Origin of the sequence: Bradyrhizobium sp. OK095, from assembly GCF_900109945.1 — a bacterium.
GTDB lineage: Bacteria > Pseudomonadota > Alphaproteobacteria > Rhizobiales > Xanthobacteraceae > Bradyrhizobium.
Window position 1 is genome coordinate 312,666 of sequence record NZ_FOBX01000005.1, and the last position, 25,890, is coordinate 338,555.

The following is a 25,890-nucleotide window of genomic DNA, read 5'->3' on the forward strand; positions in this document are numbered from 1 at the left end:
AATGCGTGCCGAGGCCTGCGAAATTTGATATTCGCGCGGTCAAGTTCGCCCTCACATCAGCCCTTCGAGACCCGATTGGAAGCCCCATGACCACGATCCTGAAAAGCCTGCCCAAGGGTGAGAAAGTCGGCATCGCTTTTTCGGGCGGCCTCGACACCAGCGCGGCGCTGCTCTGGATGAAGCAGAAAGGCGCGCGCTGCTACGCCTATACCGCCAATCTCGGCCAGCCTGATGAAGCCGACTACAACGAGATCCCGCGCAAGGCGATGGAGTTCGGCGCCGAGAAAGCGGTGCTGGTCGATTGCCGCATGCAGCTCGTTCACGAGGGCATCGCCGCGATCCAGTCGGGCGCCTTCCACATCTCGACCGGCGGCATCACCTATTTCAATACCACGCCGCTCGGGCGCGCCGTCACCGGCACGATGCTGGTCGCGGCGATGAAGGAAGACGGCGTCAACATCTGGGGCGACGGCTCGACCTTCAAGGGCAACGACATCGAGCGCTTCTACCGCTACGGCCTGCTGACCAATCCCGGCCTGAAGATCTACAAGCCCTGGCTCGATCAGCAGTTCATCGACGAGCTCGGTGGCCGCGCCGAGATGTCGGCGTTCATGACCGCCCAGGGCTTTGCCTACAAGATGAGCGCCGAGAAGGCGTATTCGACCGATAGCAATCTGCTCGGCGCCACGCACGAAGCAAAGGATCTCGAGAGCCTCGACAGCGGCATCAAGATCGTCAACCCGATCATGGGCGTGCCGTTCTGGCGCGACGACTGCGCCGTAAAAGCCGAGAAGGTCGTGGTGCGGTTCGAGGAAGGCCAGCCCACGGCGCTGAACGGCCAGACCTTCTCTGATCCCGTCGCGCTGTTCCTCGAAGCCAACGCCATCGGCGGCCGCCATGGCCTCGGCATGAGCGACCAGATCGAGAACCGCATCATCGAGGCCAAGAGCCGCGGCATCTATGAAGCGCCGGGTATGGCGCTCCTCCACATCGCCTATGAGCGCCTCGTCACCGGCATCCACAACGAGGACACCATCGAGCAATACCGCATCAGCGGCATGCGTCTCGGCCGTCTGCTCTATCAGGGTCGCTGGTTCGATTCGCAGGCTCTGATGCTGCGTGAGACCGCGCAGCGCTGGGTCGCGCGCGCCGTCACCGGCGAGGTGACGCTGGAGCTGCGCCGCGGCAACGATTACTCGCTTCTAAACACGGAAAGCCCGAACCTCACCTATGCGCCGGAGCGGCTCAGCATGGAGAAGGTGGAGGACGCGCCGTTCACGCCGGCCGATCGTATTGGCCAGCTGACGATGCGCAATCTCGACATCGCCGACACGCGGACGAAGCTGAAGCTCTATAGCGACACGGGCCTCTTGTCCGGCAGCGAAGGCTCGCAGATCTTCAAGCTCGAGAGCGACAAGGGCTGATTGTCGTCCTGGCGAACGACGGGACCCATGCCGCGTGGATTCCAACGCCTTGTTGCGGAATACCCTAGGGTTGATAAGTTTCCTCTTCTTTCGGGAAGGGGGCACGATGAACAGGCCAGCCCACGGAATTATTTCGGGCGCAATAGACATTAACATTCTTCTGGGCTTCGTGTGCGGCGTCGCGTTTCTCGTCACGATGCTCGTGTTCGCGGTCAACTTTCCGAATCCGGAGCCATTTCAGCTTCGTGTGTACATTACGGTGTTGGCGCTTGCGGCCGGCGGGTTTGGAGCGATCCTGCCGGGCAAACTGGATATCAAGTACAAGTCTGGTGTCCGGGCCGGAGGCGCGCTCGCGCTCGTTGCGCTGGTCTATTTGAATCAGCCGGCGATCGAGCAACACGCCGTTCGCTATGTCCCTCCTGCCGAGCCGCCCGAGCCGGTTGCCGCCACCTATCTGGCGGCCCTCGACGCCGGCGATGTTGACAGCATGTGGCGACAGCTTGACCCCACCGCTTACGGGGTCAGCTTCAAGGACAAGGATCAGCTGAAGAAGCTCTACGACGACTTTCGCAAGCCGATGGGCACCGTGGTCAAGCGCGATCCATTTGGATTTGGTTCGGCTGAATCTCCGCCCGGCTTTCCAGCAGGGCTCTATACTACGCTGGGTTTTCGTACAAAGTTTTCCAATCTAAAGGGCTGCCGCCCGGAATCGGTGACCTTGCGCGCGACCCAGGACAAGAAGTGGCGCGTACTCCAAAATAACATTGGCGTCACCGACATTGATTGCTGAAGGCGAGGCCGGCGACGGGACTCATCATACGCTGCCCCGGCGCTGTCCGATTTCCAGACTGGAGGGCTTCATGTTCTCTCGCTTTTTTTCGGTGCTGTTTTTCTTGCTGTCGGCAAGCGGTTCGGGACAAGCATTTACCTGGGATACTGGCCGGCAAAATCAGCTGGATCAGTTTGCCAGGCAGTATCAGGCTCAACGAGGTCAGCCGACGATAGCAATCGCGGTTACCGTGAACGGGGCAACGGTATATACCGGCGCGATCGGTCCAGGCGGTGCCGCCATTCCCAATGGCGCGAATATTCGCTTCCGCATCGGCTCTGTCACCAAGCAATTTACCGCCAGCAGCATACTCGCGTTGATCGAGGATAGTGAGAAGGTGCCGTTCACTGGCAAGCCGCTCTCGCTCGATACACGTTTGGACGATTATCTTTCGAACATCGGCCAATGGTCGACGGTGCAGCCGATGACGATCCGTCGACTGCTGAACATGACCTCGAATATCCCCAGCTACACAGCCGATCAGTCGGCCATTATGATCGACCCGAACGTCGGCTTTGTACCGGGTCAAAATCCAATCGACCGCAACAATATGGTCCAAAGGATAAAGACGTTTCCGTTGCAGGGGCCACCCGGCGCTTTCGACTACAGCAACTCGAACTACTTTCTTCTTTCGCAGATCGTTCAAACCACAAAAGGGGCCAACCAAAGTTCGTCCATTCCGTTTTTTCACGACTATGTTCGGTCCCGAATATTCGGAAGGGCAGGGATGAAGTCGGCGGGATTTATCGGCGAGCCCGCGCCCGCAGGGGTGATCGACGCGCAACCGATCTACCTGTCTCCGCCCTTTTTCGACAAGCCGGATTGGCCGTTGGGTGCTGGCGATATTGTGGCAAGCGTTGCCGATATGGCGCGATGGAATATCGCGCTGATGTCGGGGGTCGTTTTGAGCAGTCCGTCGCTGGTTACCCTGACCAATCCTGCTGCGCCCGTTTCGACGCCGGGGAACTACACCGGATGCGCCTATGCAATGGGTTGGTTCATATGCCAGCTTCCCGGAGGAATGCGACGTCTCGAACATGACGGCGAAATCAGCGGATTCCGTGCGTACAACGGAATCGTCCAAGCCGGTAGTTCGTGGGCCTCCGTTACCGTGCTCGTGAACAGCGATGCAGCGGCCGACATTGCGGTTTTCGGCCGGAATATCCTCGCTGCCATGAATTGAAGCCGACCGATCTGCAGCAGAGGCTATCAACGAAAATGGCCGGGATTGCTCCCGGCCATTTTGCATTTGTGGCTCGCCTCAGCGCGGCGGCGCGGTGCCGGGCGGGGGCGGCGGCAGCGAAGCCTGCCCGCCGTTGAGCAGCGGCGTGATGTTGCGGACGGTGACGCGCCGGTTGATCGCGCTCGGTCCTTGCGTCTGCTCCTTCAGGTACTGCTCGCCATAGCCCTGCGACGTCAGGTTCTCCGCAGGCACACCGAACTGCTGCGTCAGCAATTCGGCCGCGGACTGCGCACGGCGATCCGACAGCGACAGATTGTCGACGTCGTTGCCGACCGCGTCGGTGTGTCCCTCGATCAGGAACACCACGCGCGGGTTAGCCTGGATCGCTCGGTTGAGACCGTCGGCGATCGCCTGCAGCTTCGCCGCCTGGTCCGGCGGGATGGTCCACGATCCCGTCTCGAAGTTGATCGTGTTGAGATCGATGCTCGGCATCTGCATGCGAACATTCGGGCTGTAGCGGATCTCGTCGAGCGTGTAGCGGCGATCGATCCGTTGCACCGGCGGGGCCACCATCGTCTGGTAGATTACGTCCGGCGAGGCCTCCTGGGCATCGACGATGTAGCGGTCGTAGGGAATGTTCACGACCGGCGGCGGCGCGTCGACATAGAAGCCGCCGACCGACTGCGGATCGCGGTAGCTGTTGTCGATGATGACGAGCTCCCGCCCGCCCTGGTCCCTGCGGATCCGCCGCAGCAACCGGCCGTCCGGACCGACCACGGTGATGATTTCGCTGCCGTCGGGACGGATCACGACGGTGCGGGTATCGCCGCCAACGGTATCGGTGCGGATGTCGCGGGCGCCGTAGCGGAAGCGATAGAGATCGTTGCCGCGGACATAGGTCTGCCCGCCCGGATCGCGGATGATGATGCGGTCCGGTTCGGTGTAGACGGTGCGGCCACCTTCGATGCTCTCGCGTCGCTGGTTGCGATAGTCGGCGATGGTGGCGCCGATCACGGCGCCGCCCACGACGGCCGCGCCAATTGCGAGCGGTGTCAGGTCACGCTGCTGCGGGCGCGGCGCAGGCGGTAGGGGCGTGGTGGTCGTGGGCGCGGCGCGGAAGGCCGGCGCGACCGTCGGCGGAGCGTATTGCGCCCTGCCGGGCGGCGGCGCTGCGGCCGCCGAGCCCGAGACGGTGCTCGGTGCCGCGACGCCTGCGGGAGGTGCTGCCGGCCGGGGCGGGACGCCCGCCTGCGGCTGGGTCGGCGGAGCTCCGGCTGCGGGCGCGCCGGCAGGAGGCGCTCCACCCTGACGTCCGGGCGGAGGCATCACAGCGCCGCCGGGAGCCGGTGTTGCTGTCGGCAGCGGTGTTGCGCCAGGTGCAGGCGTGGGGGGCGGAGCGGTCGTGGCACCGGGCGCGGCTCCCGGAGCCGTCGATGGTGATCCAGCAGTCGGAGGTGTGCCGGGGCGTCCGCCAGGCGGCGGCCCACCGGGGCGTCCAGCGGGCGCTGCGCCAGGCGTGCCGCCCGGAGCCGGCGTTGCGGTCGGTGCGGCAGGCGTAGCCGGGCGCGCTGCGGGAGCCACGGGTGCCGGAGCTGGCGTTGTCGTGGGGGCCGGCGCTGTCGTCGGCGCGGGCCGCACAATAGGAGCAGCCGCGGGCGGCGGGGCCGGAGGCGTAGCCGGACGTGCCGCGGGCGGTGCCGGAGGCGGCGGTGTCGGTGCGTGCTGTTGCGGAGCCGCGGCTGGAGGCGGGGTCGGTGCCTTGGGTGCAGCAGGTGGCGGGGGAGGCGGCGGCGGTGCCTGATGAGTCGGGGCCGCGGGAGGTGGTGGCGTCGGGCGTGACGGTGCGGCAGGTGGCGGCGCGGCGGGAGGATGCGGCGGTGCAGCCGCGGGCGGCGGCGCTGTGGGGCGCGCGGGCGCTGCAGGCGGTGCTGCGGCCGGCGGAGCCGGACGCGCAGCGGGCGGCGGGCCCTTGGGCGGAGGCTGCTTCGATTTGTCGTTCTCTGGCGGTTGTGTCTGCGCCTGCGCGACGACGAGCGGCGACGCGCTCTGCGCATGCGATGCGGTGTTTGCCAATTGCATCGCGGTCAGAGCCGTGGTGGCAAGCAGCACGAAACGAAGGTTGGTCATGATGGTCAACTTCCCCGGAAGGTTCTTTGACGAAGTGTTTTGATGAACAGCTACGCGTTAGGCCGGATTGTGGCGGGCGAAGGGGTCGCGGCCCGATTTATTTCTGCATGCAAATCACGTCACTATGGCGACGTTCATTGCGCATTCAGACGCTGGTTGCAATCGCTTCATATGTGATGCTTCGCCTCATCCATGATCTCGCTGCGGCATTGCGTCCGTCGCAGGATTTGGCGTGAGCGGGCCATTCGGCCCGCGCGATGGAATCTCTTCAGGCGTGTGCCCCGGCAACTCGTCGGGCCGCGGCGACTCGCCCGGCTCGCGCACCGGCGGCGAAATTTCAGGCTGCGGATTGCCCGGCGGAATTCCTGGTGGCGGCTCGGTCGGAGTCCCCGGTGTTGCCGGCGGAATCTCGGGCGGTTCGATCGGCATCGGCATCATCGAGATCAGTTGTTCGGAGAATGACAACGAGGGTGCCGCGCCGATGTTCCGCATCGGGTGGTCCTATTCCGGCGCGTGGCAGACGGCCTCGATGTTGTGCCCGTCGGGATCGCGCACGAATGCGCCGTAATAGTTCGGATGATAATGCGGGCGGATGCCGGGCGCGCCATTGTCGCGGCCGCCGGCGGCCATCGCGGCCTCGTAGAACGCATCGACGGTCGCGCGGTCTTTCGCGAGGATCGCGACATGCACCGGCTTGTTCAGCGCGCCTTCGCCGCCGATCCAGAAGTCCGGCTTGCCGTCGGCGCCGAAACCCGCGGCCGCATCGTGGCCGGTCTGCTCCTGCGTTACTTCCATGATCAGGCTGTAGCCAAGCGGCGCCAGCGCCTTGCTGTAGAACGCCTTCGCGCGCTCATAATCGGAGACGGGGAAGCCCAAATGGTCGATCATCACAACCTCCGTGGTTCGTTGTCAGCGCGACAGGAACGTATTGCTCCGCGTCTTGCGCGCGATCGCAAAGCCGCGCGCGACCATGTCGGCAATACAATCCTGCTGCCATTCGTTTTGTGACAAATGCTCGATCACCACTGCACGCGGCCATAGCGATTGCGGCGCGTCGCGGAAGAAGCCGATCAGCACGCGGTCCTCAAAACCCTCGACGTCGATCTTGAGCGAATCGACGTGGCCGATGCCCGCCTCGTCGAGGATGCGCGTCAGCCGCAGCGACGGCACCTTGATCGCCTCAGCGCTCGCCGTGCCGGTGACGACGTGCGTGGCGCCGAGATTGCCGCCGCCGCTCTCGATCATCAGCTCGCCGTCGCTGTCACCGGCGGCGGCCTGCACCAGGCGTACCTGCGTCGCGTTCGATGCGGCGTGGTTGAACGAGAGCCGTCCGAACGTCAGCGGATGCGGCTCGATCGCGACCACCTTGCCGGATGCGCCGACCTGCCGCGCCATCACCAGCGCAAAGGTGCCGACATTGGCGCCGACATCGACGAACGTGCCGCCCGCCGGTGTGTGCTGGCGCAGGAAGTCGAGCTCGTCGAGATTGTAGTCCGGATTGAACAGCGCGCCGCGTTCGGTTGCGCTGCCCTGGTGGTAGAAGCGGAACGAGGCGCCCTGATACTGGACGTCGAGGGGGCCGCTGCGCAGCAGGTTCACCAGCCGCGACATCCATGGCCGGAACGCGCCGCGCTTCAGCCCCGATTGCTGCGTGAGGCGAATGATCGCGGCCTGTGCCGCATTCGGCGCAAACGCGCCGAATGGCGCGGTCGAAGGGGCATTGTCGGGCGTCAAGCGGCGATCCTCATTGCAGGCGGCGCATGCATAGCCGGTTTTGGTGAGGACTCCAATCTTCGATCCGAGCCACAATCTCAGTGTCGTCCCGGCGAAGAGAGTATCACGCCGCCCTCTTCGGTGCCGGCTTGCGCTGGCGCAGGAAGCGGCCGAGCAGCTTGCGCTTGCCCTTGCGCGGGATCAGGTCGATGTCGCTGACGAGTTTTGCGCCGCCCTTGCGGCGCTCCAGCACGATCTTGCGGCTGTGGAAGGCCTCCAGCTCGACGCGATGCGCGACGCTGACGATGGTTGCTTTCGGCAACTCGCTTGTGACCATCTTCATCATCTTGTCCTGGCTCTTCTCGTCGAGCGCCGAGGTCGCCTCGTCGAGCACGACGATGTCGGGGTTGTGCAGCAGCAGCCGCGCGAAGGCGAGGCGCTGCTTCTCGCCGCCGGACAATGTCTGATCCCACGGCGCTTCTTCCTCGATCTTCTCCTTGAGATGATCGAGGCCGACCTTGTGCAGGGCCTCGCCGATCTCCTCGACGGTCCAGTCGTCCTCGGCACCGGGATAGGCGACGGCGCGGCGTAAGCTGCCTGAGGGGACGTAGGGCCGCTGCGGCAGCATGAACAGCCGCCGGTCGGGATGGAAATTGACGCTGCCGCCACCCCACGGCCAGAGGCCTGCGATGGCGCGTACCAACGTGCTCTTGCCGGTGCCGGATTCGCCGGCGACCAGCAGCCGCTCGCCCGGTTCAACGACGACTTCGGTCTCGCCGACCACTGCGGTGCCGTCGTCGAGCGTGACGGAGAGATCCTTCATTTCAAGCATGGCGTCATTGCTGGTCTCGCCGCGCTTGATGCGGCCAAGACCGTCGCCCTGTTCGGCGCGTTCGAGACCATCGAGCGACATCATCAGCGAGGCGATGCGGCGGGCGCAGGCGTTCCAGTCGGCGAGCCGCGGATAATTGTCGACCAGCCAGCCGAACGCGCTCTGCACGATGGTGAAGGCGGAGGCCGCCTGCATGACCTGCCCCAGCGTCATGCTGCCGTCGAGGAATTTTGGCGCGCAGAGCAACAGCGGCACCACCGGTGCAACCAGGCTCGAGCCCTGCGACACCAGCGTGGTGCGCATGTGCTGGCCGGCGAGCCGCGCCCATTGCCGCAGCACGTTGGTAAAGTTGCGGTCGATGCCGCCGCGCTCTTCTTCCTCGCCGCCGAGCAGCGCGATACTCTCGCCGTTCTCGCGCACGCGCGTCAGCGTGTAGCGGAAGTCAGCCTCGGCCTGGTTCTTGTCCTCGGAGACCTGCACGAACTGTCGGCCGATCGTCAGGATCGAGCCCGATGCGATGGCTGCATAGAGGACCGCGGCAATCACGAGGAAGCCCGGAATGGTGATGTTGGAGCCGCCGAGCGTCACGGTGAGCGCGCCGCCGATGGTCCAGAGCACGACGATGAAGGTCACGGCCGACAGCAGTGCCGAGGTGACGCCGGCGAGGAAATCGACCGGCGAATCGGTCGAGATGCGCAGGTCCTCCGCGATCCGGTACTCCGGATTCTTGTGGTCGCCGTCGACGAGATTGAGCTGGTAATAGCGCCCGTTCTTGAGCCAGCGCGTCAAGACGCTTGCCGTGAGCCAGGCGCGCCAGCGCCGCTGGATGCCCATGCGCGCAAACACCTGCGCCACGCCGAGCACGATGCTGCCGATTGCGAGCGGGAAGAACACCGCCGTCAGATGAAACACGCTTGCCGCCTCGCGCTTCTCGATGGCGTCGAAGATCGCGCGATTCCAGACATTGATGCCGTATTGGAAGCCGACGGTGAGGACGATCAGTACGCCGAGCCCGATCGAGTAGAGCCACGCCAGCCGGTCGCCATTACGGCCCCAGAAGCCGCGCGCGCTGATCCAGAAGCGCGTTAGCAAATAGTCCTTGCGGGCCTGCTCGGCCTCCTCGGGCGAGAGCTCCGGGTCTGGCTCAACGACCTCCGGCGGCGGCGGTGCGACCTCGTCGCCGTTCTCGCCCTTGATCTCGACAATGGGCGGCTTGCTGCCCTGCTTCTTGTCCTGTTCGCGCTTTCCGGCCGGCTTTTGCATGGCCGGATAACGCAAAAGAAATCAAACGGTTCCCGCGGGTTCCGCGCCCGGTGGTCATTCGGCGGCGCCGTCGCGCACCCGGCGCAGTCGCGCCGCTGTGTGCAGCACGCGCGACAGCTCCTTGATCGAGTAGGGCTTTTGCACGAGATCGAAACCGAGGCTTCCCTCCTGCGACAGCGCCTCGCTGAAACCGGTGGTCAGCACGATCGGCACCCCGATGCCGCGATCGCGGATCGCATGCGCGAGATCGAGCCCGGTCATCCCGGGCATCACCACGTCCGAGAACACGACGTCGAACCGATCCGCGTCCACGACCAATTCCGCCAACGCGTCGTTGGCGTTGTCGACCAGCGTGATGCTGTAGCCGAGCTCAGTGAGACCGTCGGCAGCGAAATTGGCGAGCTCGATATTGTCCTCGACCACCAGCACCGACATGCCGCTGCCGGCCGCTGCGGGGGCCGTGTTCGGCGCCTGCTGTTGCGGCAGCAAATCCGCCGGCACGCGCGGCAGATAGAGTGAGAACGTGCTGCCCTGTCCGACTTCGCTCGTGACCGTCACCTCGCCGCCCGACTGCCGGGCGAAGCCGAACACCTGAGAGAGGCCGAGGCCGGTGCCGTGGCCGACCTGCTTGGTGGTGAAGAACGGCTCGAAGATGCGCCCCAGTCGCGCGGCGGGAATGCCGATCCCGGTGTCGCCGACGGCGACGCGGACGAAGCCATGACTGCCGGTTAGATGGGTTACGGTCTCCGGAACTTCACTTGCCGCCGCGACCTTGAAGGCGATCCTTCCCTTGCCCTGCATGGCATCGCGCGCATTGGTTGCCATGTTGATCAGCGCCGTCTCGAACTGGCTGGCATCGGCATTGACCAGGCATGGCTCCGGCGGCAGCCGGATCGTGATCTCGATTGCCGGCCCGAGCAGCGTGGCGAGCATGTCGTGCAGCGACTGGATCCGCTCGCCGACGTCGAACACTTCGGGTTTCAGGGTCTGGCGCCGCGCAAAGGCGAGCAGCTGCGAGGTCAGCCTGGCGGCGCGTGCGACCGCATCCGCAATCGCGGTAATGTAGCGCTGCCGCCGTTCCTCCGTCAGCTGCGGCCGGTTCAACAAATCGACGGAGGCGCGGATCACGGTCAGCAGATTGTTGAAGTCGTGCGCGACACCGCCGGTGAGCTGGCCGAGCGCCTCCAGGCGCTGGCTGTGCTTGAGCGCCTCCTCGGCCTCGCGCCGCTTTGCAGCCTCAAGCTGGAGATGCTGGGTGCGCCGGAACGCGAAGGCGAGCAGCAGAAACAGCAGCGCCGTGGCCGGGATGCCGAATACCAGATGCTGGCCCATGGTGGCGAACCAGCGCGCGCGGATCGCGGAGGTCTCGAGCCCCGCGCTGATATAGATCGGATATTCGGCGACGCGCCTGTAGCCGATGCGGCGCTCGATCCCGTCCGATGGCCAGGCCATCGTCATGAGCCCGTGGGCGGGGTGCGCGGCGATCTCGCGCCCGACCGGCCCATTCGGGTCGAGCCGGAGGTCGCCGTCGAGCCGCGGGAAATGCGCCAGCAGCACGCCGTCGGTGCGTCCCATCGCAAAGAAGCTGCCGGGATCGGAGCCGATCCGGGCGTAGAAGCTCTCGAAATATTCCGGCAGGACCGAGGCCTGGATCACGCCGATGAAGCTGCCGTCATCGGTGTCGCGCCGCCTGCTCACGCCGAAGAAGCGCGCGCCCTGATAGGGCTGGCGCGGCGTCAGCGACGCCCCGATGAAGCTTCCGATGTTCTGGTCGACATGGGCATAGAAATAATCGCGGTCGGCAAAGCTCTGCTCCGGCGGCGGGGAGGCGAGGCTGTTGACCAGCGATCTTCCGTTCGCATCGAAAATCCATGCCGATTTGAGTTGCGGCAGTGAATCGCTGAGCCGTTTCAGGCGCTGGTAGAGCGCCGGCTCACGCGCGCGGATGACCTCGTCGGGAAGGCCGCGCACCACCTCGTTGATCTCGGCAAGGCTGCGGTCGATGGTCTCGAACACCTTGAGCGCGTGTTCATGCGCGACATCGAGCGTGCGCTCGATCTCGCGGTCGGCGATGTCTTTGGTCGATGTGTAGGAGATCGTGGAAGCGATGCCGAACAGCGCAATCGGAAGCGCCAGGGATGCAGCCATCATCCACTGCAACAGTCTCAGCGAATTGCGTTGCGCGCCCTGCACGGTCGCTCCGGTCCCCCGACCGCAGAGCTTACTTGAATTTCGCGCCGGGAAGGAAGCGGCTTATGGCGGGAACCGGAGGTTGCAATCCGGCGGCGCGCGCGTAGCCCGGATAGGGAGAAAAATTTCCTAAAATCCGCACTGGCCGTAGAATGCCCCGGCCATTGGGCCGGGGGTCGAGACGTGAAGGCGGCCTAGATCTGGCGCTCGACCATCTTGAGCTTGAGCTCGGCGATGGCTTCGGCCGGGTTGAGGCCCTTCGGGCAGGCCTTGGAGCAGTTCATGATGGTGTGGCAGCGATAGAGCCGGAACGGATCCTCGAGATTGTCGAGCCGCTCGCCGGTGGCCTCGTCGCGGGAATCCGAGACCCAGCGGTTGGCCTGAAGCAGCGCAGCGGGACCAAGATAGCGGTCGCTATTCCACCAATAGCTCGGGCACGAGGTCGAGCAGCAGGCGCAGAGGATGCACTCGTAGAGGCCGTCGAGCTTCTCGCGGTCCTCGTGGCTCTGCTTCCATTCCTTTTGTGGCGTCGGCGAGGTCGTCTTCAGCCACGGCTCGATGGAGGCGTACTGCGCGTAGAAATTGGTCAGATCAGGGACGAGGTCCTTCACGACCGGCTGGTGCGGCAGCGGATTGATCTTGACCGCGCCGTCCTTCACGTCGTGCATCGAGCGTGTGCACGCCAGCGTGTTCTGGCCGTCGATGTTCATGGCACAGGAGCCGCAGACGCCTTCGCGGCAGGAGCGGCGGAAGGTCAGCGACGGGTCGATGTGGTTCTTGATCCAGATCAGGCCGTCGAGCACCATCGGACCGCAATCATGGGTGTCGACGTAATAGGTGTCGACGCTCGGATTCTTGCCGTCGTCGGGATTCCAGCGATAGACGCGGAATTCGCGCGTTTCAGTCGCGGCCGCGGGCTTCGGCCAGGTCTTGCCGCCGGTGATCTTCGAGTTCTTCGGAAGTGCGAATTCAACCATTTCGATAAGGCTTTCGCTGTTCGCTCAGTACACGCGCGCTTTGGGCGGGATGTACTGCACGTCGTTGGTCATGGTGTAGTCGTGAACCGGGCGGTACTCGATCTTGACCTTGCCGGAGTCCTCCAGCCAGGCCAGCGTGTGCTTCATCCAGTTCTTGTCGTCGCGATCGGAGAAATCCTCGCGCGCATGCGCGCCGCGGCTCTCGGTGCGGTTGGCGGCCGAGTTCATCGTCACCACCGCCTGCGAGATCAGATTGTCGAATTCGAGAGTCTCGATCAGGTCGGAATTCCACACCAGCGAGCGGTCGGACACCGCGATGTCGGTGATGCCGCTGTGGACCTTCTCGATCAAATTCTGACCTTCGCTCAGAATGTCGCCGGTGCGGAACACCGCGCAATTGTTCTGCATCACATGCTGCATGCTGTCGCGCAGCTTTGCGGTCGGCGTGCCGCCGGAAGCGTAGCGATAGTGGTCGAGGCGGCCGAGCGCTAGGTCGGATGAGCTCGCCGGCAGCTCCGGCTGACTGGCATTGGGCGTGAGCTTTTCAGCGAGCCGCAGCGCTGCGGCACGACCGAACACGACGAGGTCGATCAACGAGTTGGAGCCGAGACGGTTGGCGCCGTGCACGGAGACGCAGGCGGCTTCACCGATCGCCATCAGGCCCGGAATGGTGGCGTTGTCGTCGCCATTCCGCTTGGTCAGCACTTCGCCATGATAGTTCGTGGGGATGCCGCCCATGTTATAATGCACGGTCGGCACGATCGGGATCGGCTCGCGCGTCACGTCGACATTGGCGAAGATTTTTGCGGATTCGGAGATGCCCGGCAGCCGCTCGGCCAGCACCGCGGGATCGAGATGGTCGAGATGAAGGAAGATGTGGTCCTTCTTCTTGCCGACGCCGCGGCCTTCGCGGATCTCGATGGTCATCGCGCGCGAGACGACGTCGCGCGAGGCGAGGTCCTTCGCCGACGGCGCATAGCGCTCCATGAAGCGCTCGCCCTCGGAGTTGACGAGATAGCCGCCTTCACCGCGCGCGCCTTCGGTGACGAGGCAGCCCGAGCCGTAGATGCCGGTCGGATGGAATTGCACGAACTCCATGTCCTGCATCGGCAGGCCGGCGCGCAGCACCATGCCGCCGCCATCGCCGGTGCAGGTGTGCGCCGAAGTGCAGGAGGCGTAGGCGCGGCCATAGCCGCCGGTCGCGAGAATCACGGTTTGGGCGCGGAAACGATGCAGCGTGCCGTCATCGAGCTTGAGTGCGATGACGCCGCGGCAGGTGCCCTGGTCGTCCATGATCAGGTCGATGGCGAAGAACTCGATGAAGAACTCGGCCGCGTGGCGCAGCGACTGGCCATACATCGTGTGCAGCATGGCGTGACCGGTGCGGTCGGCGGCGGCGCAGGTGCGCTGCGCCTGGCCCTTGCCGTAGTCCAGGGTCATGCCGCCGAACGGGCGCTGGTAGATCTTGCCGTCTTCGGTGCGCGAGAACGGCACGCCCCAATGCTCGAGCTCGTACACGGCCTCGGGCGCGTTGCGCACCATGTATTCGATCGCGTCCTGGTCGCCCAGCCAGTCCGACCCCTTCACGGTGTCGTACATGTGCCAGCGCCAGTCGTCCTTGTGCATGTTGCCGAGCGAGGCGGAGATGCCACCCTGTGCCGCGACGGTGTGCGAGCGGGTTGGAAAGACCTTGGTGATGCAGGCGGTTTTCAGGCCGGCCTCGCTGCAGCCGACCGTGGCGCGCAGGCCCGCGCCGCCGGCGCCGACCACGACGACGTCATAGGTGTGGTCTTCGATCGGATAGGCTTTGCCGTTGGTGGCGGGAGCGCCCTTGCCATTCGTCTCTGTGGCCATGGCCTACACTCCGGATGAGATCTTGATGATCGCGTAGGTCGCGGCGAGCGCGACGGCGATCGAGAAGAAATTGTTGAGCATGACCGAGATGAGCTTCAGCTTCTCGTTATGGACGTAGTCCTCGATCACCACCTGCATGCCGATCTTCATGTGCCAGGTGCTGGCGAGGATGAAGAGCAGCATGATGACCGCGATCGGCAGCGAGCCAAGAACCACCTTGGCGCCGGCCTGGTTGCTGCCGAGCGTCATCATGACGACGACGATCACCGGCAGCATCAGCAGGGTCATCGCGACGGCGGTGATGCGCTGACGCCAGAAGTCGGAGGTGCCGGAATGCGCGGCGCCGAGATTGCGGACGCGGCCGAGGGGGGTGCGCATGCTGCGCTTCGGGGTGTCGGGTGCGCTCATCGTACACCTCCGATCGCGTAGGCAATGATCCAGATCAGAATCGTCAGCACGATACCGCCGATCAGGGCTCCCCAGGTCAGGGCCTCGCGCTCATTGGCCTTGAAGCCGTAGCCAAGGTCCCACACCAAGTGTCGGATGCCGCTCAACATATGGTGCATCAGCGCCCAAGTGTAGCCGAACACGATCAGCCGGCCGATGATGCTGCCGGTGAACGCCTGGACGGTGGCATAGGCGGTGTGGCCCGAGGCCGCGGCGACCAGCCACCAGACCAGCAGCAGGGTGCCGGCGTAAAGTGCGATGCCGGTGGCGCGATGGACGATGGACAGCGCCATCGTCAACGTCCAGCGGTAGACTTGCATGTGTGGGGAAAGCGGTCGTTCGATCCGTGCGGTCATGGGCTTTTGATGTTTATGGCGGCCCGGCAGGGGGCACGCGGGGATCGCGAAAGGTCGGCTCTATTTACGGAGTCGATTTCGCCTGCGCAATCACCAAATCGCCATAAATCGAACCGCGGTTCAGCACTACACCATTGATGTAACAAGGCCAATCAGCGGCTTGGTATACCAGAGCGATGGTGTGTCGATAAAGAACGGGATATTAATTCACTCTTTGTTGGGATCGTCGAGGCGCATTGAAATCACTATTGGAACACCTCTAAACGGACCATGCCGTCCAAACTGCTGAGGGGGTCGGTCGGTCGCCTCGCCAACCCGTCCGCCGGGCGCTGGCCCGCCCTCCATCCGAACCCGTTTGGTTCGGCCCGGATATGCGCATCATGCAATCCACCCCAGCCGGGAGGCTCGGCCTGTCGACCGCGCGAATCAGATCGCCTAAAGCTCCGCACGCAGCTTTCCGCGCCGACGTGTCGGAGAAGTTGCGACCAGTCGCCGGGGCAGGTCAGGGGTGATTGCAGGTCTTGATATCAAGGAGATCGTCGAGCTCGCGCTGTTGCTGATCGCAACCGGCGCGCTCTCGGGATTTTTGGCCGGCGTGTTCGGCATCGGCGGCGGCGCGATCCTCGTTCCGGTGTTTTATGAATGCTTCCGCATTGCCGGCGTGCCGCTCGAGGTGCGGATGCCGCTCTGCATCGGCACCTCGCTGGCGGTGATCATCCCGACCTCGATCCGCTCGTTCCAGGCGCACTACAAGCGCGGCGCCGTGGACCTGTCGATCCTGCGCGCATGGTGGCTGCCGATCCTGATCGGCGTCGTCGCCGGCAGCGTGGTCGCGCGTTACGCGCCGGAGCGGTTGTTCAAGATCGTGTTCGTCTGCGTCGCCTATTCTGCGTCGGCCCGTCTCATTTTTGCGCGCGACACCTGGAAGCTCGGCGACGACCTGCCGAAGGGCCCCTTGATGCGTGTCTACGGCTTCTGCGTCGGCATCCTCTCGACGCTGATGGGCATCGGCGGCGGCCTGTTCTCGAACCTGTTGATGACCTTCTACGGCCGGCCGATTCACCAGGCGGTCGCGACCTCCTCGGCACTCGCGGTGCTGATCTCGATCCCCGGCGCGCTCGGTTACATCTATGCCGGCTGGCCGGCGGCGGCGACCTATCCCGCCGTGGCAGCGCTGCAAGTGCCATTCGCACTCGGTTATGTCTCGCTGATCGGCGCGGTGCTGGTGATGCCGATGAGTCTCGTGACGGCGCCGCTGGGTGTCAGAGCCGCGCATGCGATGTCAAAGCGGACGCTGGAGGTCGCGTTCGGCTGCTATTTGTTCGTCGTCGGCAGCAGGTTTGCGATGAGCTTGTTGGGGGGACAGTAGGCGCCACAAGCTCCGTCATTGCGAGCGTAGCGAAGCAATCCAGAATCATTCCGCCGAGACAGTCTGGATTGCTTCGTCGCAAGGGCTCCTCGCAATGACGGCGTTGGGAGTGCTCGCGATGCCAATCCTATCGTCGCAGTAGACGACGGAACGGTGTGAGGGCTGATCGGGTGCGGTTAATCCTTCAATCGCACTTCGCTATGGAGCCACGATCGGAGATCGCCGATGCCTTCGATGCGATCGGAATCGGAAAGCACTTTCAGTCGCGCGGCAATCACTTCGCCTTCGATCGCCAATCCAAGCTCTTTGCAGCGGTTCATCACGTAGGTGACCATCATCGAGGTTTTCCGCCAAGTCGGCTTCATGACCGAGAAAATGATCTCGTCGAATTGCTGCTCGGTCACTCCCGGCGGGAGCTTCACCTCATCCCATGTAAGCTCGCAGATATATGCGTATGGTTCCCGGTCGGACTTTGGGGGCTCAAGATCCGGGTACTGCTCGTAGATCGGCTGGAGTAGCTCGTTCTCCAAAGCGCCAACGATACCGTAAAAGCTCTCTTCCAGCTTGATCCGTTCGGCTTTGCCGAGCCCGGCAATAGCCATTCGGGCTCGATCCAGTGCCGCGCAGGCATCAAGCAGGTGATGATTGATCCGGACCGCCTCATCGAGCTTCATGTCCCTCAGCCCCCGGAGCATCTGCGCCCCTACTTCTTCGCGTAAAGATCCTTATACGTATCCCGCAGGACGTTCTTCTGCACCTTGCCCATGGTGTTGCGCGGCAGCTCTTCCACGACGAACACGCGCTTGGGCATCTTGAACTTTGCAATCCGGCCGTCGAGTGCCTTCAGCACCGCGGCTTCGCTGACCTCAGCACCCTTGTTGCAGACCAGCACCGCCGTGACGCCCTCGCCGAAATCGGCATGCGGCACGCCGATCACCGCAGATTCGATCACGCCCGGCATGGCGTCGATCTCGCTCTCGATTTCCTTGGGGTAGACGTTGAAGCCGCCGGAGATCACCAAATCCTTGCCGCGGCCGAGGATGTGGACGTAGCCCTTGGCGTCGATCTTGCCGAGGTCGCCGGTGATGAAGAAGCCGTCGTCACGAAATTCGGCCTTGGTCTTCTCCGGCATCCGCCAGTAGCCCTTGAAAACGTTCGGGCCCTTCACCTCGATCATGCCGATCTCCTCGCGCGGCAGCTCCTTGCCGGTCTCCGGCTCGGTGACGCGCACGGAAACGCCGGGGAGGGGAAAGCCGACCGCGCCGGGCACGCGCTCGCCCTCATACGGGTTCGACGTATTCATGTTGGTCTCGGTCATGCCGTAGCGTTCGAGCACGGCGTGGCCGGTGCGCGCCGACCATTCGCGATGGGTTTCGGCGAGCAGCGGCGCCGAGCCCGAGATGAACAGCCGCATATGTTTTGTCGTGTCGCGCGACAGCGCCTGGTTCTGGAGCAGGCGGGTGTAAAACGTCGGTACGCCCATCAGCACCGTGGCGCGCGCCATCAGCTTGATGATCAGATCCGGGTCGAGCTTCGGCAGGAAGATCATCGACGCCCGCGAAAACAGCGTCACGTTGGTCGCCACGAACAGGCCGTGCGTATGGTAGATCGGCAGCGCGTGGATCAGCACGTCCTTGTCGGTGAAGCGCCAGTAGCCGACGAGCGAGAGCGAGTTCGACGCCAGATTGTCGTGGGTCAGCATCGCGCCCTTGGAGCGGCCGGTGGTGCCCGACGTGTAGAGGATCGCGGCGAGATCGTCGTTTTCGCGCGGCACCGTCGTAAACTCGCGGCTCGCCTTATCGGCGGCCTCCGTCAGCGAGCCCTTGCCGTCGGACCCGAGCGTCTCGACCCCCGCCTTCACCTTGGCGGCGATCGGGGCGAGCCCTTCCGCCTTGGAGGGATCGCAGACCACCAGCGACGGCTCGGCATCGCCGATGAAGTAATCGAGCTCGTTCAGCGTATAGGCGGTGTTGAGGGGCAGATAGACCGCGCCGGCCCGCACCGTGGCCAGATACAGCACGATATTGGCGACGGATTTCTCGACCTGCACCGCGACGCGGTCGCCGGGCTTCACGCCGCGCGCGACCAGCACATTCGCCATCTGCCCGGCCCGCGCGATCAGGTCCCCATAGCTGATATGGGCGCCGTCCTGCGTCTCGATCGCCAGGCGTTTGGGATCGTCCAGGCCGTCGAACAGGCGGGAAAACAGATTGGCGTTGGCTGCTTGGTTCATGCAAGATTTCCTCGACCGCAAGGCAACAAGGCCGGTCAAAACCGAGGGTTGGATTAGCAAAAACCGCCCCAATGAAGCAACGGAGACAGTTTGCATGACCAAAAACGGGAAACGCGTGGCCTGGGTGACGGGCGGGGGCAGCGGGATCGGGGAGGCCGGCGCCGAGGCGCTCGCGGCCGATGGCTGGATTGTGGTGGTCTCCGGCCGCCGCAAGGACGCCCTGGATACCGTGGTTGGGAAGATCACCAAGGCAGGCGGGGTGGCCGAGGCCATTGCGCTGGACGTGGCCGTCGCGGCCGATGCCCGGAAGGTCGCCGATCAGATCGTCGCCAAGCACGGCCGGATCGACCTGCTGGTCAACAATGCCGGCATCAATGTCCCCAAGCGCAATTGGAAGGACATGGAACTGGACGGCTGGGACAAGCTCGTCCAGGTCAATCTCAACGGTGTGCTCTATTGCATGCATGCGGTGCTGCCGACGATGCGCAAGCAGCAGGACGGCTCGATCATCAACGTCTCGTCCTGGGCCGGCCGCCACGTCTCGAAGATGCCGGGCCCGGCCTACACCACCACCAAACATGCGGTGCTGGCCCTGACCCATTCCTTCAACATGGACGAATGCGTCAATGGCCTGCGTGCCTGCTGCCTGATGCCGGGCGAGGTGGCGACGCCGATTCTAAAGCTGCGCCCGGTGGTGCCGAGCGAGGCTGAGCAGGCCAAGATGCTGCAATCCGAAGATCTCGGCCGCACCATCGCGTTCATCGCGTCGATGCCGCCGCGCGTCTGCATCAACGAGCTGCTGATCAGCCCGACGCACAATCGCGGGTTCATTCAGACGCCGCACAACAGGGATTGAATCGCGCGATGTCGTAGGTGGGCAAAGCGAAGCGTGCCCACCATTCATACTCAATCACGAAGAGATGGTGGGCACGGCGCTTGCGCGCCTTTGCCCACCCTACGGCAGCTATAATTGCGTAGCCTCACGAACGGCCTCACCCATAGTTTCACGCATCACAAAGAATTTTTGTTCGAAACCCCTTCGCTGAACCTCCCGTAGTTCGGTCAACGACGCGCTACTGCTTCACGTCAAACTGTCGCAGGCGCCGTTGTTGCCCCAACGCAAACGCCGGCAATCGCCGGTCACAATTCAATCGGGAGTTTCTCCATGTCGAAGCGCATTGCCTATCTCACCGCTGCGGCCTTCAGCGCGCTGGCCATCACCGCGACCGTCGTCGCGCCCGCCCGCGCAGAGGAAAAGACCGTCATGGTCGGCGGCGCCGCGATGTTCCCGTCCAAGAACATCGTCGAGAACGCCGTCCACTCGAAGGACCACACTACGCTGGTCGCAGCCGTGAAGGCAGCCGGCCTGGTGCCGACACTGGAAGGCAAGGGCCCGTTCACGGTGTTCGCGCCGACCAACGCCGCCTTCGGCAAGCTGCCGGCCGGCACCGTCGATAATCTGGTCAAGCCCGAGAACAAGGCGACCCTGACCAAGATCCTCACCTACCATGTCGTGGCCGGCAAGCTCGAGGCCTCCGACCTCACCGACGGCAAGAAGCTGAAGACCGTCGAGGGCGAGGAACTGACCGTCAAGAAGTCCGGCGGGTCCGTGATGATCGTGGACGCCAAGGGCGGCTCTTCCACTGTCACGATCCCGAACGTCAACCAGTCGAACGGCGTGATTCACGTGGTCGACACCGTGCTGATGCCGGCGAGCTGATACCGGGCGCCCCTGTATAGTCCCCCTGACAGGGGCGAGCGGCAAGGCGAGCCGGGGCAACCCGGCTCGCTTTATTGTGACCAAGATGCTCCGCAGGCATCGATTCGATGTCCGGTGGGGCGTAACGAAAGCGGAAGGACCGGCGTATAATCCGTTACGCGACCCACAGGACGGAACCACCATGTCGAGCCTCACCGCCACCGACCAGCCCATCGACGCCACGCGCGCCAAGGTGATCCAGCCGGCTTGGGTCCGTGCGATGCACTGGACTAACGCCGTCGCCATGGTCCTGATGATCATGTCGGGCTGGCAGATCTACAACGCCTCGCCGCTATTCGACTTCCGGTTCTCGCACGACATCACGCTCGGCGGCTGGCTCGGCGGCGCGCTGCTCTGGCACTTTGCCGCGATGTGGCTGTTGATGATCAACGGCCTCGCCTATCTCATTACCGGTTTTGCAACCGGCCGCTTCCGCAAGAAGCTGCTGCCGATCACGCCGGCGGGCGTGATCCACGACGTCAGGGCGGCGCTGACCTTCAAGCTCAGCCATGACGATCTCACCGTCTACAATTCCGTGCAGCGCGTGCTCTATGCCGGCATCATCGTGGTCGGCATTCTCATCGTGCTGACGGGCCTGTCGATGTGGAAGCCGGTGCAGTTGCACTGGCTGGCGATGTTGTTCGGCGACTATCCGACCGCGCGCTACATCCATTTCTTCTGCATGGCCGCGATCTGCGCGTTCCTCGTCATTCACGTGATCCTCGCGCTGCTGGTGCCGAAGAGCCTGCGCGCGATGATCATTGGCCGCTGATTAGGAGAACCATCATGGCCAAGCGCTCATTCCTGATCCCCGGCGTCGACAAGCGGCTGCTGATCAAGGACTCCATCAAGGTGATGCCCGATCTCGCCCGCCGCCGCTTCATCGCAGGTGGCGCCAGCCTTGGTGCATTGACGCTGCTCGCCGGCTGCGACGTGATCGACTCGTCTTCGGCCGACAATTTGCTGGCGAAGATCTCGAAATTCAACGACGCCGTGCAGGATTTCATCTTCAATCCCGATGCGCTGGCGCCGACCTTCCCCGAGAGCGCGATCACGAAGCCGTTTCCGTTCAACGCTTACTATGATCTCGACGACGCGCCGGAAGTCGATGGTGACAACTGGAAGCTCGAGGTGCGCGGCCTCGTCGACAACAAGAAGTCATGGACGCTTGCCGAGCTCACCAAGCTGCCGCAGGTGACCCAGATCACCCGCCACATCTGCGTCGAGGGCTGGAGCGCGGTCGGAAGCTGGACCGGCACGCCGCTCCGCGACTTCCTCAAGCTGATCGGCGCCGACATGCGCGCGAAATATGTCTGGTTCCAGTGCGCCGACAAGGATGGCTACAACTCGCCGCTTGATATGCGAACGGCCCTGCATCCGCAGTCGCAGATGACGTTCAAATATGCGGGCGAGACCCTGCCCCGTGCCTACGGCTTCCCGATGAAGATCCGCGTGCCCACAAAACTCGGCTTCAAGAACCCGAAATACGTGGTGTCGATGGAAGTCACCAACGACTACAAGGGCGGCTATTGGGAAGACCAGGGGTACAATTCGTTCAGCGGCAGCTAGTCCCGCTGCCGTAGGGTGCCACTGGACATGATCGCTGCACCGGCCCTATTTTGCGGGCCGTATGAGTTCGAATTCAGCGATCGGAATGACCCACAAGACATGGCTGGCGGTGTCGCTGATTTGCGTTTTGGCGATATCCGCGCTGTTCGACGGCCTTTTCTATTGGCACGGCGTATACGGCAGGCCTGTGAGCGCTGCTCTTGCCGACACCGTGTCGACGATCTTGCTCGTGATGTGGATCATGGCTGACCAAAGGGATCACCCGCAAGTTGAACGTCCCTTCGACTACGGTTTTCTCCTGTCCGTGTTTTGGGTGCCGTATCTGCCTTATTATCTGTGGCGGACGAGACGCGTCGCTGGACTCTGGATGTTCGCCGGCTTCCTCGGCTTGTTCTCGCTGAGCTTTCTCGTTCAAGTGGCGATATGGATGGTGCTCGCAACGAACAATCAGTTTTTCGCCGTGCCGCGATGAGGCCTCGCCGCCAGAGGGACGTCAGGCTTGCTGCTTGAGCTTCCGCTGAAGCAGCGATAGCACCGCCCCCAACGCCAGCAATCCGGCCGAGACATTCAGCGCGTAACTCAAGCTCCCCAGCGCATCCGTGATCGCGCCGACCACGATCGGCCCCAGCGTCTGGCCGACCCCGAACGAGATCGTCATCGCCGCGATCGCGCGCGGCCACGTCTCGGGCGGATAGTTGAAGCGCACGAAAGCCGTGGTCGAGCCGACGACGGCGAAGAAGGCGACGCCGAACACCACCGCCGAGGTCGCGAGCCACGTCGGCGAATGTCCGAGCATCGGCAAGGCGGCGCCGAGCGCGTTGGTGCCGAGGATGATCGCGGTTGCAAGCCCGCCGCGATCGAGCGCGAGCACGCCGCGCCAGACCCACGGCGTGACGAAAGCGCTGAGGCCGATCAGGCTCCAGAACGCGGCCTGTGCTGCCGCCCCGCCGCCGCCGTCGCGGACATAGGCGATCATGAAGGTCATGTAGGCGATGTAGCCGGCGCCAAACAGGAAGTAGCCGGCGAGATAGATCAGCACGGGCAGTATCGCGAAGGCGGCGTGGCCGCCTTCCGAGAAGCGCGCGCCGCTCTCGATGCGGACCAGGAACAGCGGCACGGTCATGATGGCCGAGAGCAGCGTCAGGGCCCACCAGACGATCCACCACGAGCCGGGCCCGAAATGCTGCAGCGTGAACGGTGCGATCAGCCCGGATGCGAGAATGCCGATGCCCGGGCCGGCATAGTAGAGGCTGAGCAGGAAATTGGCTCGCGCGGGCTGCGACTGCGCGATGGTCGCGGCCAGCGCGCCGCCGGCGACGAAGCCGGCCGCGGCCCCGAGGCCGAGCACGAGCCGCGCCAGGCTCAGCGCGACGAAATTGCCTGTCAGCGCGCAAGTGGCGAGCGCGGCGAGGCAGGCCAGGGTCCCGCCGCGGATCGCCGCAGACCAGCCGACACGCTGGATCAGCCGGGACGCGACCAGCGCGCCCACGAGGTAGCCGACGGCGTTGATGGTGTTCATGAACCCGGCCGCCGAGTAGGACCAGCCGAGGTCCTCCCGCATGTCTGGCAGCACCAGCGCATAGGCAAAGCGGCCGATGCCGAGCCCGACCGTCGCCGCCAGCGACAGGGTCAGGATCAGCCGCGCGGGGTGTGCGTCGGGTGGGGGACGGTCAGGCGCGTGCAAAGGGGTACTCCGGCGCCGGCAGTGTGGCAGGCCCTGCCCGCCTTGCACAGCCGCGAGGCGGCAATGGTGTCTTGCCAAGCGCGCAACGCCGCTCTAGCACTCCGCCCGAAATTCGATCTCAGAGGAAACGACCATGGCGACCCACAAACTGCTGCTGCTCCCCGGCGACGGTATCGGCCCCGAGGTGATGGGCGAGGTGAAGCGGCTGATCGATTGGCTCAATTCGGCCGGGATCGCCAAATTCGAGACCGACACGGGCCTCGTCGGCGGCTCCGCCTATGACGCCCACAAGGTGTCGATCTCCGAGGGCGACATGGCCAAGGCGCTTGCTGCCGACGCCATCATTTTCGGCGCGGTCGGCGGCCCGAAATGGGATGCGGTGCCCTACGAGGTGCGCCCCGAAGCCGGCCTGCTGCGTCTGCGCAAGGATCTCGCCCTGTTCGCCAACCTCCGTCCGGCCGTGTGCTATCCGGCCCTGGCCGACGCTTCCAGCCTGAAGCGCGAGGCGGTCGAGGGCCTCGACATCATGATCGTGCGCGAGCTCACCGGCGGCGTCTATTTCGGCGAGCCCAAGACCATCACCGATCTCGGCAACGGCCAGAAGCGCGCCATCGATACCCAGGTCTACGACACCTATGAGATCGAGCGCATCGGCCGCGTCGCCTTCGAGTTGGCCAGGAAGCGCAAGAACAAGGTGACGTCGATGGAGAAGCGCAACGTCATGAAGTCGGGCGTGCTCTGGAACGAGGTCATGACGGCGGTCCACAAGCGCGAATACCCCGACGTCACGCTCGAGCATCAGCTCGCCGATTCCGGCGGCATGATGCTGGTGAAGGCGCCGAAGCAGTTCGACGTCGTCGTCACCGACAATCTGTTCGGCGACATGCTCTCCGACATCGCGGCGATGCTGACGGGATCGCTCGGCATGCTGCCCTCGGCCTCGCTCGGCGAAGTCGACGTCAAGAGCAAGAAGCGCAAGGCGTTGTACGAGCCCGTGCACGGCTCGGCGCCTGATATAGCAGGCAAGGGCCTCGCCAATCCCATTGCGATGATCTCGTCCTTCGGCATGGCGCTGCGCTATTCCTTCGACATGGGCGCGGTCGCCGACAAGGTCGACGCCGCGATCGCCGCCGTGCTGGCCAGCGGCCTGCGTACCGCCGACATCAAGTCGGAAGGCACGACGGCCGCCTCGACCACGCAGATGGGCGATGCGATTCTGAAGGAATTGCAGAAGCTGCACGCGTAACGGCAAGCAACGCTGTCGTAGGGTGGGCAAAGCGAAGCGTGCCCACCATGTCTATCGCGATTGCCGAAAGATGGTGGGCACGGCGCTCCGCGCCTTTGCCCACCCTACGGCACCTGCTCTCGGAGCCACCTTATGGACGCGCCCCGCCCCAAGATCGCGGAAACGATCATCCATGAAACGGTGCGCCAGCGCGAGGCGCAGATCGGGCGGCGCTGCGAGATCCTCAGCCATACCCGCATCGAATATGCCTCGCTCGGCGACTACTCCTATCTCGGCGAGAATTGCGAGGTCGCCGATGCCGTCATCGGCAAGTTCACGGCCATCGCCAATTCGGTCAGGATCGGCGCGCCGAACCATCCGATGGGCCGGCCGTCGCAGCATCGCTTCACCTATGTCCCGGAATATTACGAGGCGAGCGCAACGCGCGACCGCGACTTCTTCGCGGATCGCCGCGGCGACCGCGTGATCGTCGGTAATGATGTCTGGATCGGCCACGCCGCCATCCTGCTGCCGGGCGTGATCGTCGGCGACGGCGCGGTGATCGCCGCGGGCGCGGTCGTCAGCCGCGATGTCGAGCCCTACACCATCGTCGGCGGCGTTCCCGCGCGCGCCATCCGCAAGCGCTTTGACGCTTCCGTTGCGGAGAGCCTGCGCCGTATCGCCTGGTGGAATTGGCCGGACGAGCTCATCTTCGAGCGGCTCGGCGATTTCCGCTCCGAGGCGATCGAAGAGTTTTGCAGGCGCTACGATCCGGCCGCCAACGCATAAAGCGGCTGCGTCTTTCGTAAACAAAAATGGCCGGGCGTGAGCCCGGCCATTTTGATTCGGTCGTGTC

24 protein-coding genes are annotated in these 25,890 nt (G+C 64.2%); 11 read left to right on the forward strand and 13 right to left on the reverse strand.

The window, feature by feature from the left end; translation table 11 throughout:
• Positions 1-86 precede the first annotated feature (86 nt).
• The 3 genes from argG to BMW89_RS15840 all read left to right on the forward strand — a co-directional run bounded on the left by argG (position 87) and on the right by BMW89_RS15840 (position 3,436).
• Positions 87-1,424 (forward strand): argininosuccinate synthase, encoded by a 1,338-nt coding sequence (gene argG, locus BMW89_RS15830; RefSeq protein WP_092027880.1) that lies wholly within the window; start codon positions 87-89, stop codon positions 1,422-1,424.
• Positions 1,425-1,530: 106 nt separating this feature from the next.
• Positions 1,531-2,214 (forward strand): DUF4019 domain-containing protein, encoded by a 684-nt coding sequence (locus BMW89_RS15835; protein WP_143062769.1) that lies wholly within the window; start codon positions 1,531-1,533, stop codon positions 2,212-2,214.
• 70 nt (positions 2,215-2,284) lie between these two features.
• Entirely contained in the window at positions 2,285-3,436 is a 1,152-nt protein-coding gene (locus tag BMW89_RS15840; RefSeq protein ID WP_143062770.1) for a serine hydrolase domain-containing protein, read from the forward strand.
• A gap of 78 nt (positions 3,437-3,514) precedes the next feature.
• On the opposite strand, the gene BMW89_RS15845 is transcribed toward BMW89_RS15840, so the two are convergent.
• From BMW89_RS15845 to sdhC, 10 genes are all read right to left on the reverse strand, one after another.
• On the reverse strand, positions 3,515-5,563 hold the full coding sequence (locus BMW89_RS15845; protein WP_092027886.1) for an OmpA family protein: 2,049 nt from the start codon (positions 5,561-5,563) through the stop codon (positions 3,515-3,517).
• A gap of 186 nt (positions 5,564-5,749) precedes the next feature.
• Positions 5,750-5,992 carry a hypothetical protein gene (locus BMW89_RS38385; protein ID WP_244547606.1) on the reverse strand — a complete coding sequence of 81 codons (243 nt, stop codon included), beginning with the start codon at positions 5,990-5,992 and terminating at the stop codon, positions 5,750-5,752.
• Between the two features lie 72 nt (positions 5,993-6,064).
• Entirely contained in the window at positions 6,065-6,451 is a 387-nt protein-coding gene (locus BMW89_RS15855) for a VOC family protein (protein ID WP_092027888.1), read from the reverse strand.
• Positions 6,452-6,472: 21 nt separating this feature from the next.
• Entirely contained in the window at positions 6,473-7,297 is an 825-nt protein-coding gene (locus tag BMW89_RS15860; protein ID WP_092028070.1) for an FkbM family methyltransferase, read from the reverse strand.
• A 103-nt stretch (positions 7,298-7,400) separates the two neighbouring features.
• Positions 7,401-9,371: an ABC transporter ATP-binding protein/permease gene (locus BMW89_RS15865; protein ID WP_092027890.1), complete on the reverse strand. Its 1,971-nt coding sequence runs from the start codon at positions 9,369-9,371 to the stop codon at positions 7,401-7,403.
• 54 nt (positions 9,372-9,425) lie between these two features.
• A complete protein-coding gene (locus BMW89_RS15870) occupies positions 9,426-11,564 on the reverse strand; it encodes a hybrid sensor histidine kinase/response regulator family protein (RefSeq protein WP_092027892.1) in 2,139 nt (712 codons plus the stop codon).
• A 191-nt stretch (positions 11,565-11,755) separates the two neighbouring features.
• Positions 11,756-12,538: a succinate dehydrogenase iron-sulfur subunit gene (locus BMW89_RS15875; protein ID WP_092027894.1), complete on the reverse strand. Its 783-nt coding sequence runs from the start codon at positions 12,536-12,538 to the stop codon at positions 11,756-11,758.
• 24 nt (positions 12,539-12,562) lie between these two features.
• Entirely contained in the window at positions 12,563-14,392 is a 1,830-nt protein-coding gene (gene sdhA, locus BMW89_RS15880) for a succinate dehydrogenase flavoprotein subunit (protein ID WP_092027897.1), read from the reverse strand.
• 3 nt (positions 14,393-14,395) lie between these two features.
• Positions 14,396-14,800, reverse strand: a complete 405-nt coding sequence (sdhD, locus tag BMW89_RS15885) for a succinate dehydrogenase, hydrophobic membrane anchor protein (protein ID WP_092027899.1) — start codon at positions 14,798-14,800, stop codon at positions 14,396-14,398.
• Positions 14,797-15,195, reverse strand: coding sequence for a succinate dehydrogenase, cytochrome b556 subunit (gene sdhC, locus BMW89_RS15890; protein ID WP_092027902.1), 399 nt, complete (start codon positions 15,193-15,195; stop codon positions 14,797-14,799). Before sdhC ends, sdhD begins: the two co-directional genes overlap by 4 nt.
• 508 nt (positions 15,196-15,703) lie before the next feature.
• Here sdhC and BMW89_RS15895 point away from each other — a divergent pair.
• Positions 15,704-16,564 carry a sulfite exporter TauE/SafE family protein gene (locus BMW89_RS15895; protein ID WP_092027905.1) on the forward strand — a complete coding sequence of 287 codons (861 nt, stop codon included), beginning with the start codon at positions 15,704-15,706 and terminating at the stop codon, positions 16,562-16,564.
• A 176-nt stretch (positions 16,565-16,740) separates the two neighbouring features.
• Here BMW89_RS15895 and BMW89_RS15900 read toward each other — a convergent pair whose 3' ends face one another.
• Positions 16,741-17,238 (reverse strand): DUF3658 domain-containing protein, encoded by a 498-nt coding sequence (locus tag BMW89_RS15900; RefSeq protein WP_177196077.1) that lies wholly within the window; start codon positions 17,236-17,238, stop codon positions 16,741-16,743.
• A 29-nt stretch (positions 17,239-17,267) separates the two neighbouring features.
• Positions 17,268-18,797 carry a malonate--CoA ligase gene (locus tag BMW89_RS15905; protein ID WP_092027910.1) on the reverse strand — a complete coding sequence of 510 codons (1,530 nt, stop codon included), beginning with the start codon at positions 18,795-18,797 and terminating at the stop codon, positions 17,268-17,270.
• Between the two features lie 94 nt (positions 18,798-18,891).
• On the opposite strand from BMW89_RS15905, the gene BMW89_RS15910 reads away from it, so the two are divergent.
• The 5 genes from BMW89_RS15910 to BMW89_RS15930 all read left to right on the forward strand — a co-directional run bounded on the left by BMW89_RS15910 (position 18,892) and on the right by BMW89_RS15930 (position 22,597).
• Positions 18,892-19,653 carry an SDR family oxidoreductase gene (locus BMW89_RS15910; RefSeq protein WP_092028071.1) on the forward strand — a complete coding sequence of 254 codons (762 nt, stop codon included), beginning with the start codon at positions 18,892-18,894 and terminating at the stop codon, positions 19,651-19,653.
• 309 nt (positions 19,654-19,962) lie between these two features.
• Positions 19,963-20,517, forward strand: coding sequence for a fasciclin domain-containing protein (locus BMW89_RS15915; protein ID WP_092027912.1), 555 nt, complete (start codon positions 19,963-19,965; stop codon positions 20,515-20,517).
• Between the two features lie 181 nt (positions 20,518-20,698).
• Complete coding sequence (locus tag BMW89_RS15920) at positions 20,699-21,328, forward strand: cytochrome b/b6 domain-containing protein (RefSeq protein ID WP_092027915.1); 630 nt, start codon at positions 20,699-20,701, stop codon at positions 21,326-21,328.
• Positions 21,329-21,342: 14 nt separating this feature from the next.
• Positions 21,343-22,125: a molybdopterin-dependent oxidoreductase gene (locus tag BMW89_RS15925; RefSeq protein WP_092027917.1), complete on the forward strand. Its 783-nt coding sequence runs from the start codon at positions 21,343-21,345 to the stop codon at positions 22,123-22,125.
• A gap of 85 nt (positions 22,126-22,210) precedes the next feature.
• Positions 22,211-22,597 (forward strand): hypothetical protein, encoded by a 387-nt coding sequence (locus BMW89_RS15930; protein WP_143062771.1) that lies wholly within the window; start codon positions 22,211-22,213, stop codon positions 22,595-22,597.
• Between the two features lie 21 nt (positions 22,598-22,618).
• On the opposite strand, the gene BMW89_RS15935 is transcribed toward BMW89_RS15930, so the two are convergent.
• A complete protein-coding gene (locus BMW89_RS15935; RefSeq protein WP_092027921.1) occupies positions 22,619-23,809 on the reverse strand; it encodes a YbfB/YjiJ family MFS transporter in 1,191 nt (396 codons plus the stop codon).
• Positions 23,810-23,942: 133 nt separating this feature from the next.
• Between BMW89_RS15935 and leuB the strand changes: the two genes are divergently transcribed.
• Positions 23,943-25,055: a 3-isopropylmalate dehydrogenase gene (gene leuB, locus BMW89_RS15940; protein ID WP_092027924.1), complete on the forward strand. Its 1,113-nt coding sequence runs from the start codon at positions 23,943-23,945 to the stop codon at positions 25,053-25,055.
• Positions 25,056-25,187: 132 nt separating this feature from the next.
• A complete protein-coding gene (locus tag BMW89_RS15945; protein WP_092027926.1) occupies positions 25,188-25,823 on the forward strand; it encodes a DapH/DapD/GlmU-related protein in 636 nt (211 codons plus the stop codon).
• Positions 25,824-25,890: the final 67 nt, after the last annotated feature.

Excerpts from the sequence above, each read along its gene's own strand:
- argG (WP_092027880.1), top strand. The coding sequence starts at position 87 with ATGACCACGATCCTGAAAAGCCTGCCCAAGGGTGAGAAAGTCGGCATC.
- BMW89_RS15835 (WP_143062769.1), top strand. The coding sequence starts at position 1,531 with ATGAACAGGCCAGCCCACGGAATTATTTCGGGCGCAATAGACATTAAC.
- BMW89_RS15840 (WP_143062770.1), top strand. The coding sequence starts at position 2,285 with ATGTTCTCTCGCTTTTTTTCGGTGCTGTTTTTCTTGCTGTCGGCAAGC.
- BMW89_RS15845 (WP_092027886.1), bottom strand. The coding sequence starts at position 5,563 with ATGACCAACCTTCGTTTCGTGCTGCTTGCCACCACGGCTCTGACCGCG.
- BMW89_RS38385 (WP_244547606.1), bottom strand. The coding sequence starts at position 5,992 with ATGCCGATCGAACCGCCCGAGATTCCGCCGGCAACACCGGGGACTCCG.
- BMW89_RS15855 (WP_092027888.1), bottom strand. The coding sequence starts at position 6,451 with ATGATCGACCATTTGGGCTTCCCCGTCTCCGATTATGAGCGCGCGAAG.
- BMW89_RS15865 (WP_092027890.1), bottom strand. The coding sequence starts at position 9,371 with ATGCAAAAGCCGGCCGGAAAGCGCGAACAGGACAAGAAGCAGGGCAGC.
- BMW89_RS15875 (WP_092027894.1), bottom strand. The coding sequence starts at position 12,538 with ATGGTTGAATTCGCACTTCCGAAGAACTCGAAGATCACCGGCGGCAAG.
- sdhA (WP_092027897.1), bottom strand. The coding sequence starts at position 14,392 with ATGGCCACAGAGACGAATGGCAAGGGCGCTCCCGCCACCAACGGCAAA.
- sdhD (WP_092027899.1), bottom strand. The coding sequence starts at position 14,800 with ATGAGCGCACCCGACACCCCGAAGCGCAGCATGCGCACCCCCCTCGGC.
- sdhC (WP_092027902.1), bottom strand. The coding sequence starts at position 15,195 with ATGACCGCACGGATCGAACGACCGCTTTCCCCACACATGCAAGTCTAC.
- BMW89_RS15900 (WP_177196077.1), bottom strand. The coding sequence starts at position 17,238 with ATGAAGCTCGATGAGGCGGTCCGGATCAATCATCACCTGCTTGATGCC.
- BMW89_RS15905 (WP_092027910.1), bottom strand. The coding sequence starts at position 18,797 with ATGAACCAAGCAGCCAACGCCAATCTGTTTTCCCGCCTGTTCGACGGC.
- BMW89_RS15910 (WP_092028071.1), top strand. The coding sequence starts at position 18,892 with ATGACCAAAAACGGGAAACGCGTGGCCTGGGTGACGGGCGGGGGCAGC.
- BMW89_RS15915 (WP_092027912.1), top strand. The coding sequence starts at position 19,963 with ATGTCGAAGCGCATTGCCTATCTCACCGCTGCGGCCTTCAGCGCGCTG.
- BMW89_RS15920 (WP_092027915.1), top strand. The coding sequence starts at position 20,699 with ATGTCGAGCCTCACCGCCACCGACCAGCCCATCGACGCCACGCGCGCC.
- BMW89_RS15925 (WP_092027917.1), top strand. The coding sequence starts at position 21,343 with ATGGCCAAGCGCTCATTCCTGATCCCCGGCGTCGACAAGCGGCTGCTG.
- BMW89_RS15930 (WP_143062771.1), top strand. The coding sequence starts at position 22,211 with ATGACCCACAAGACATGGCTGGCGGTGTCGCTGATTTGCGTTTTGGCG.
- leuB (WP_092027924.1), top strand. The coding sequence starts at position 23,943 with ATGGCGACCCACAAACTGCTGCTGCTCCCCGGCGACGGTATCGGCCCC.
- BMW89_RS15945 (WP_092027926.1), top strand. The coding sequence starts at position 25,188 with ATGGACGCGCCCCGCCCCAAGATCGCGGAAACGATCATCCATGAAACG.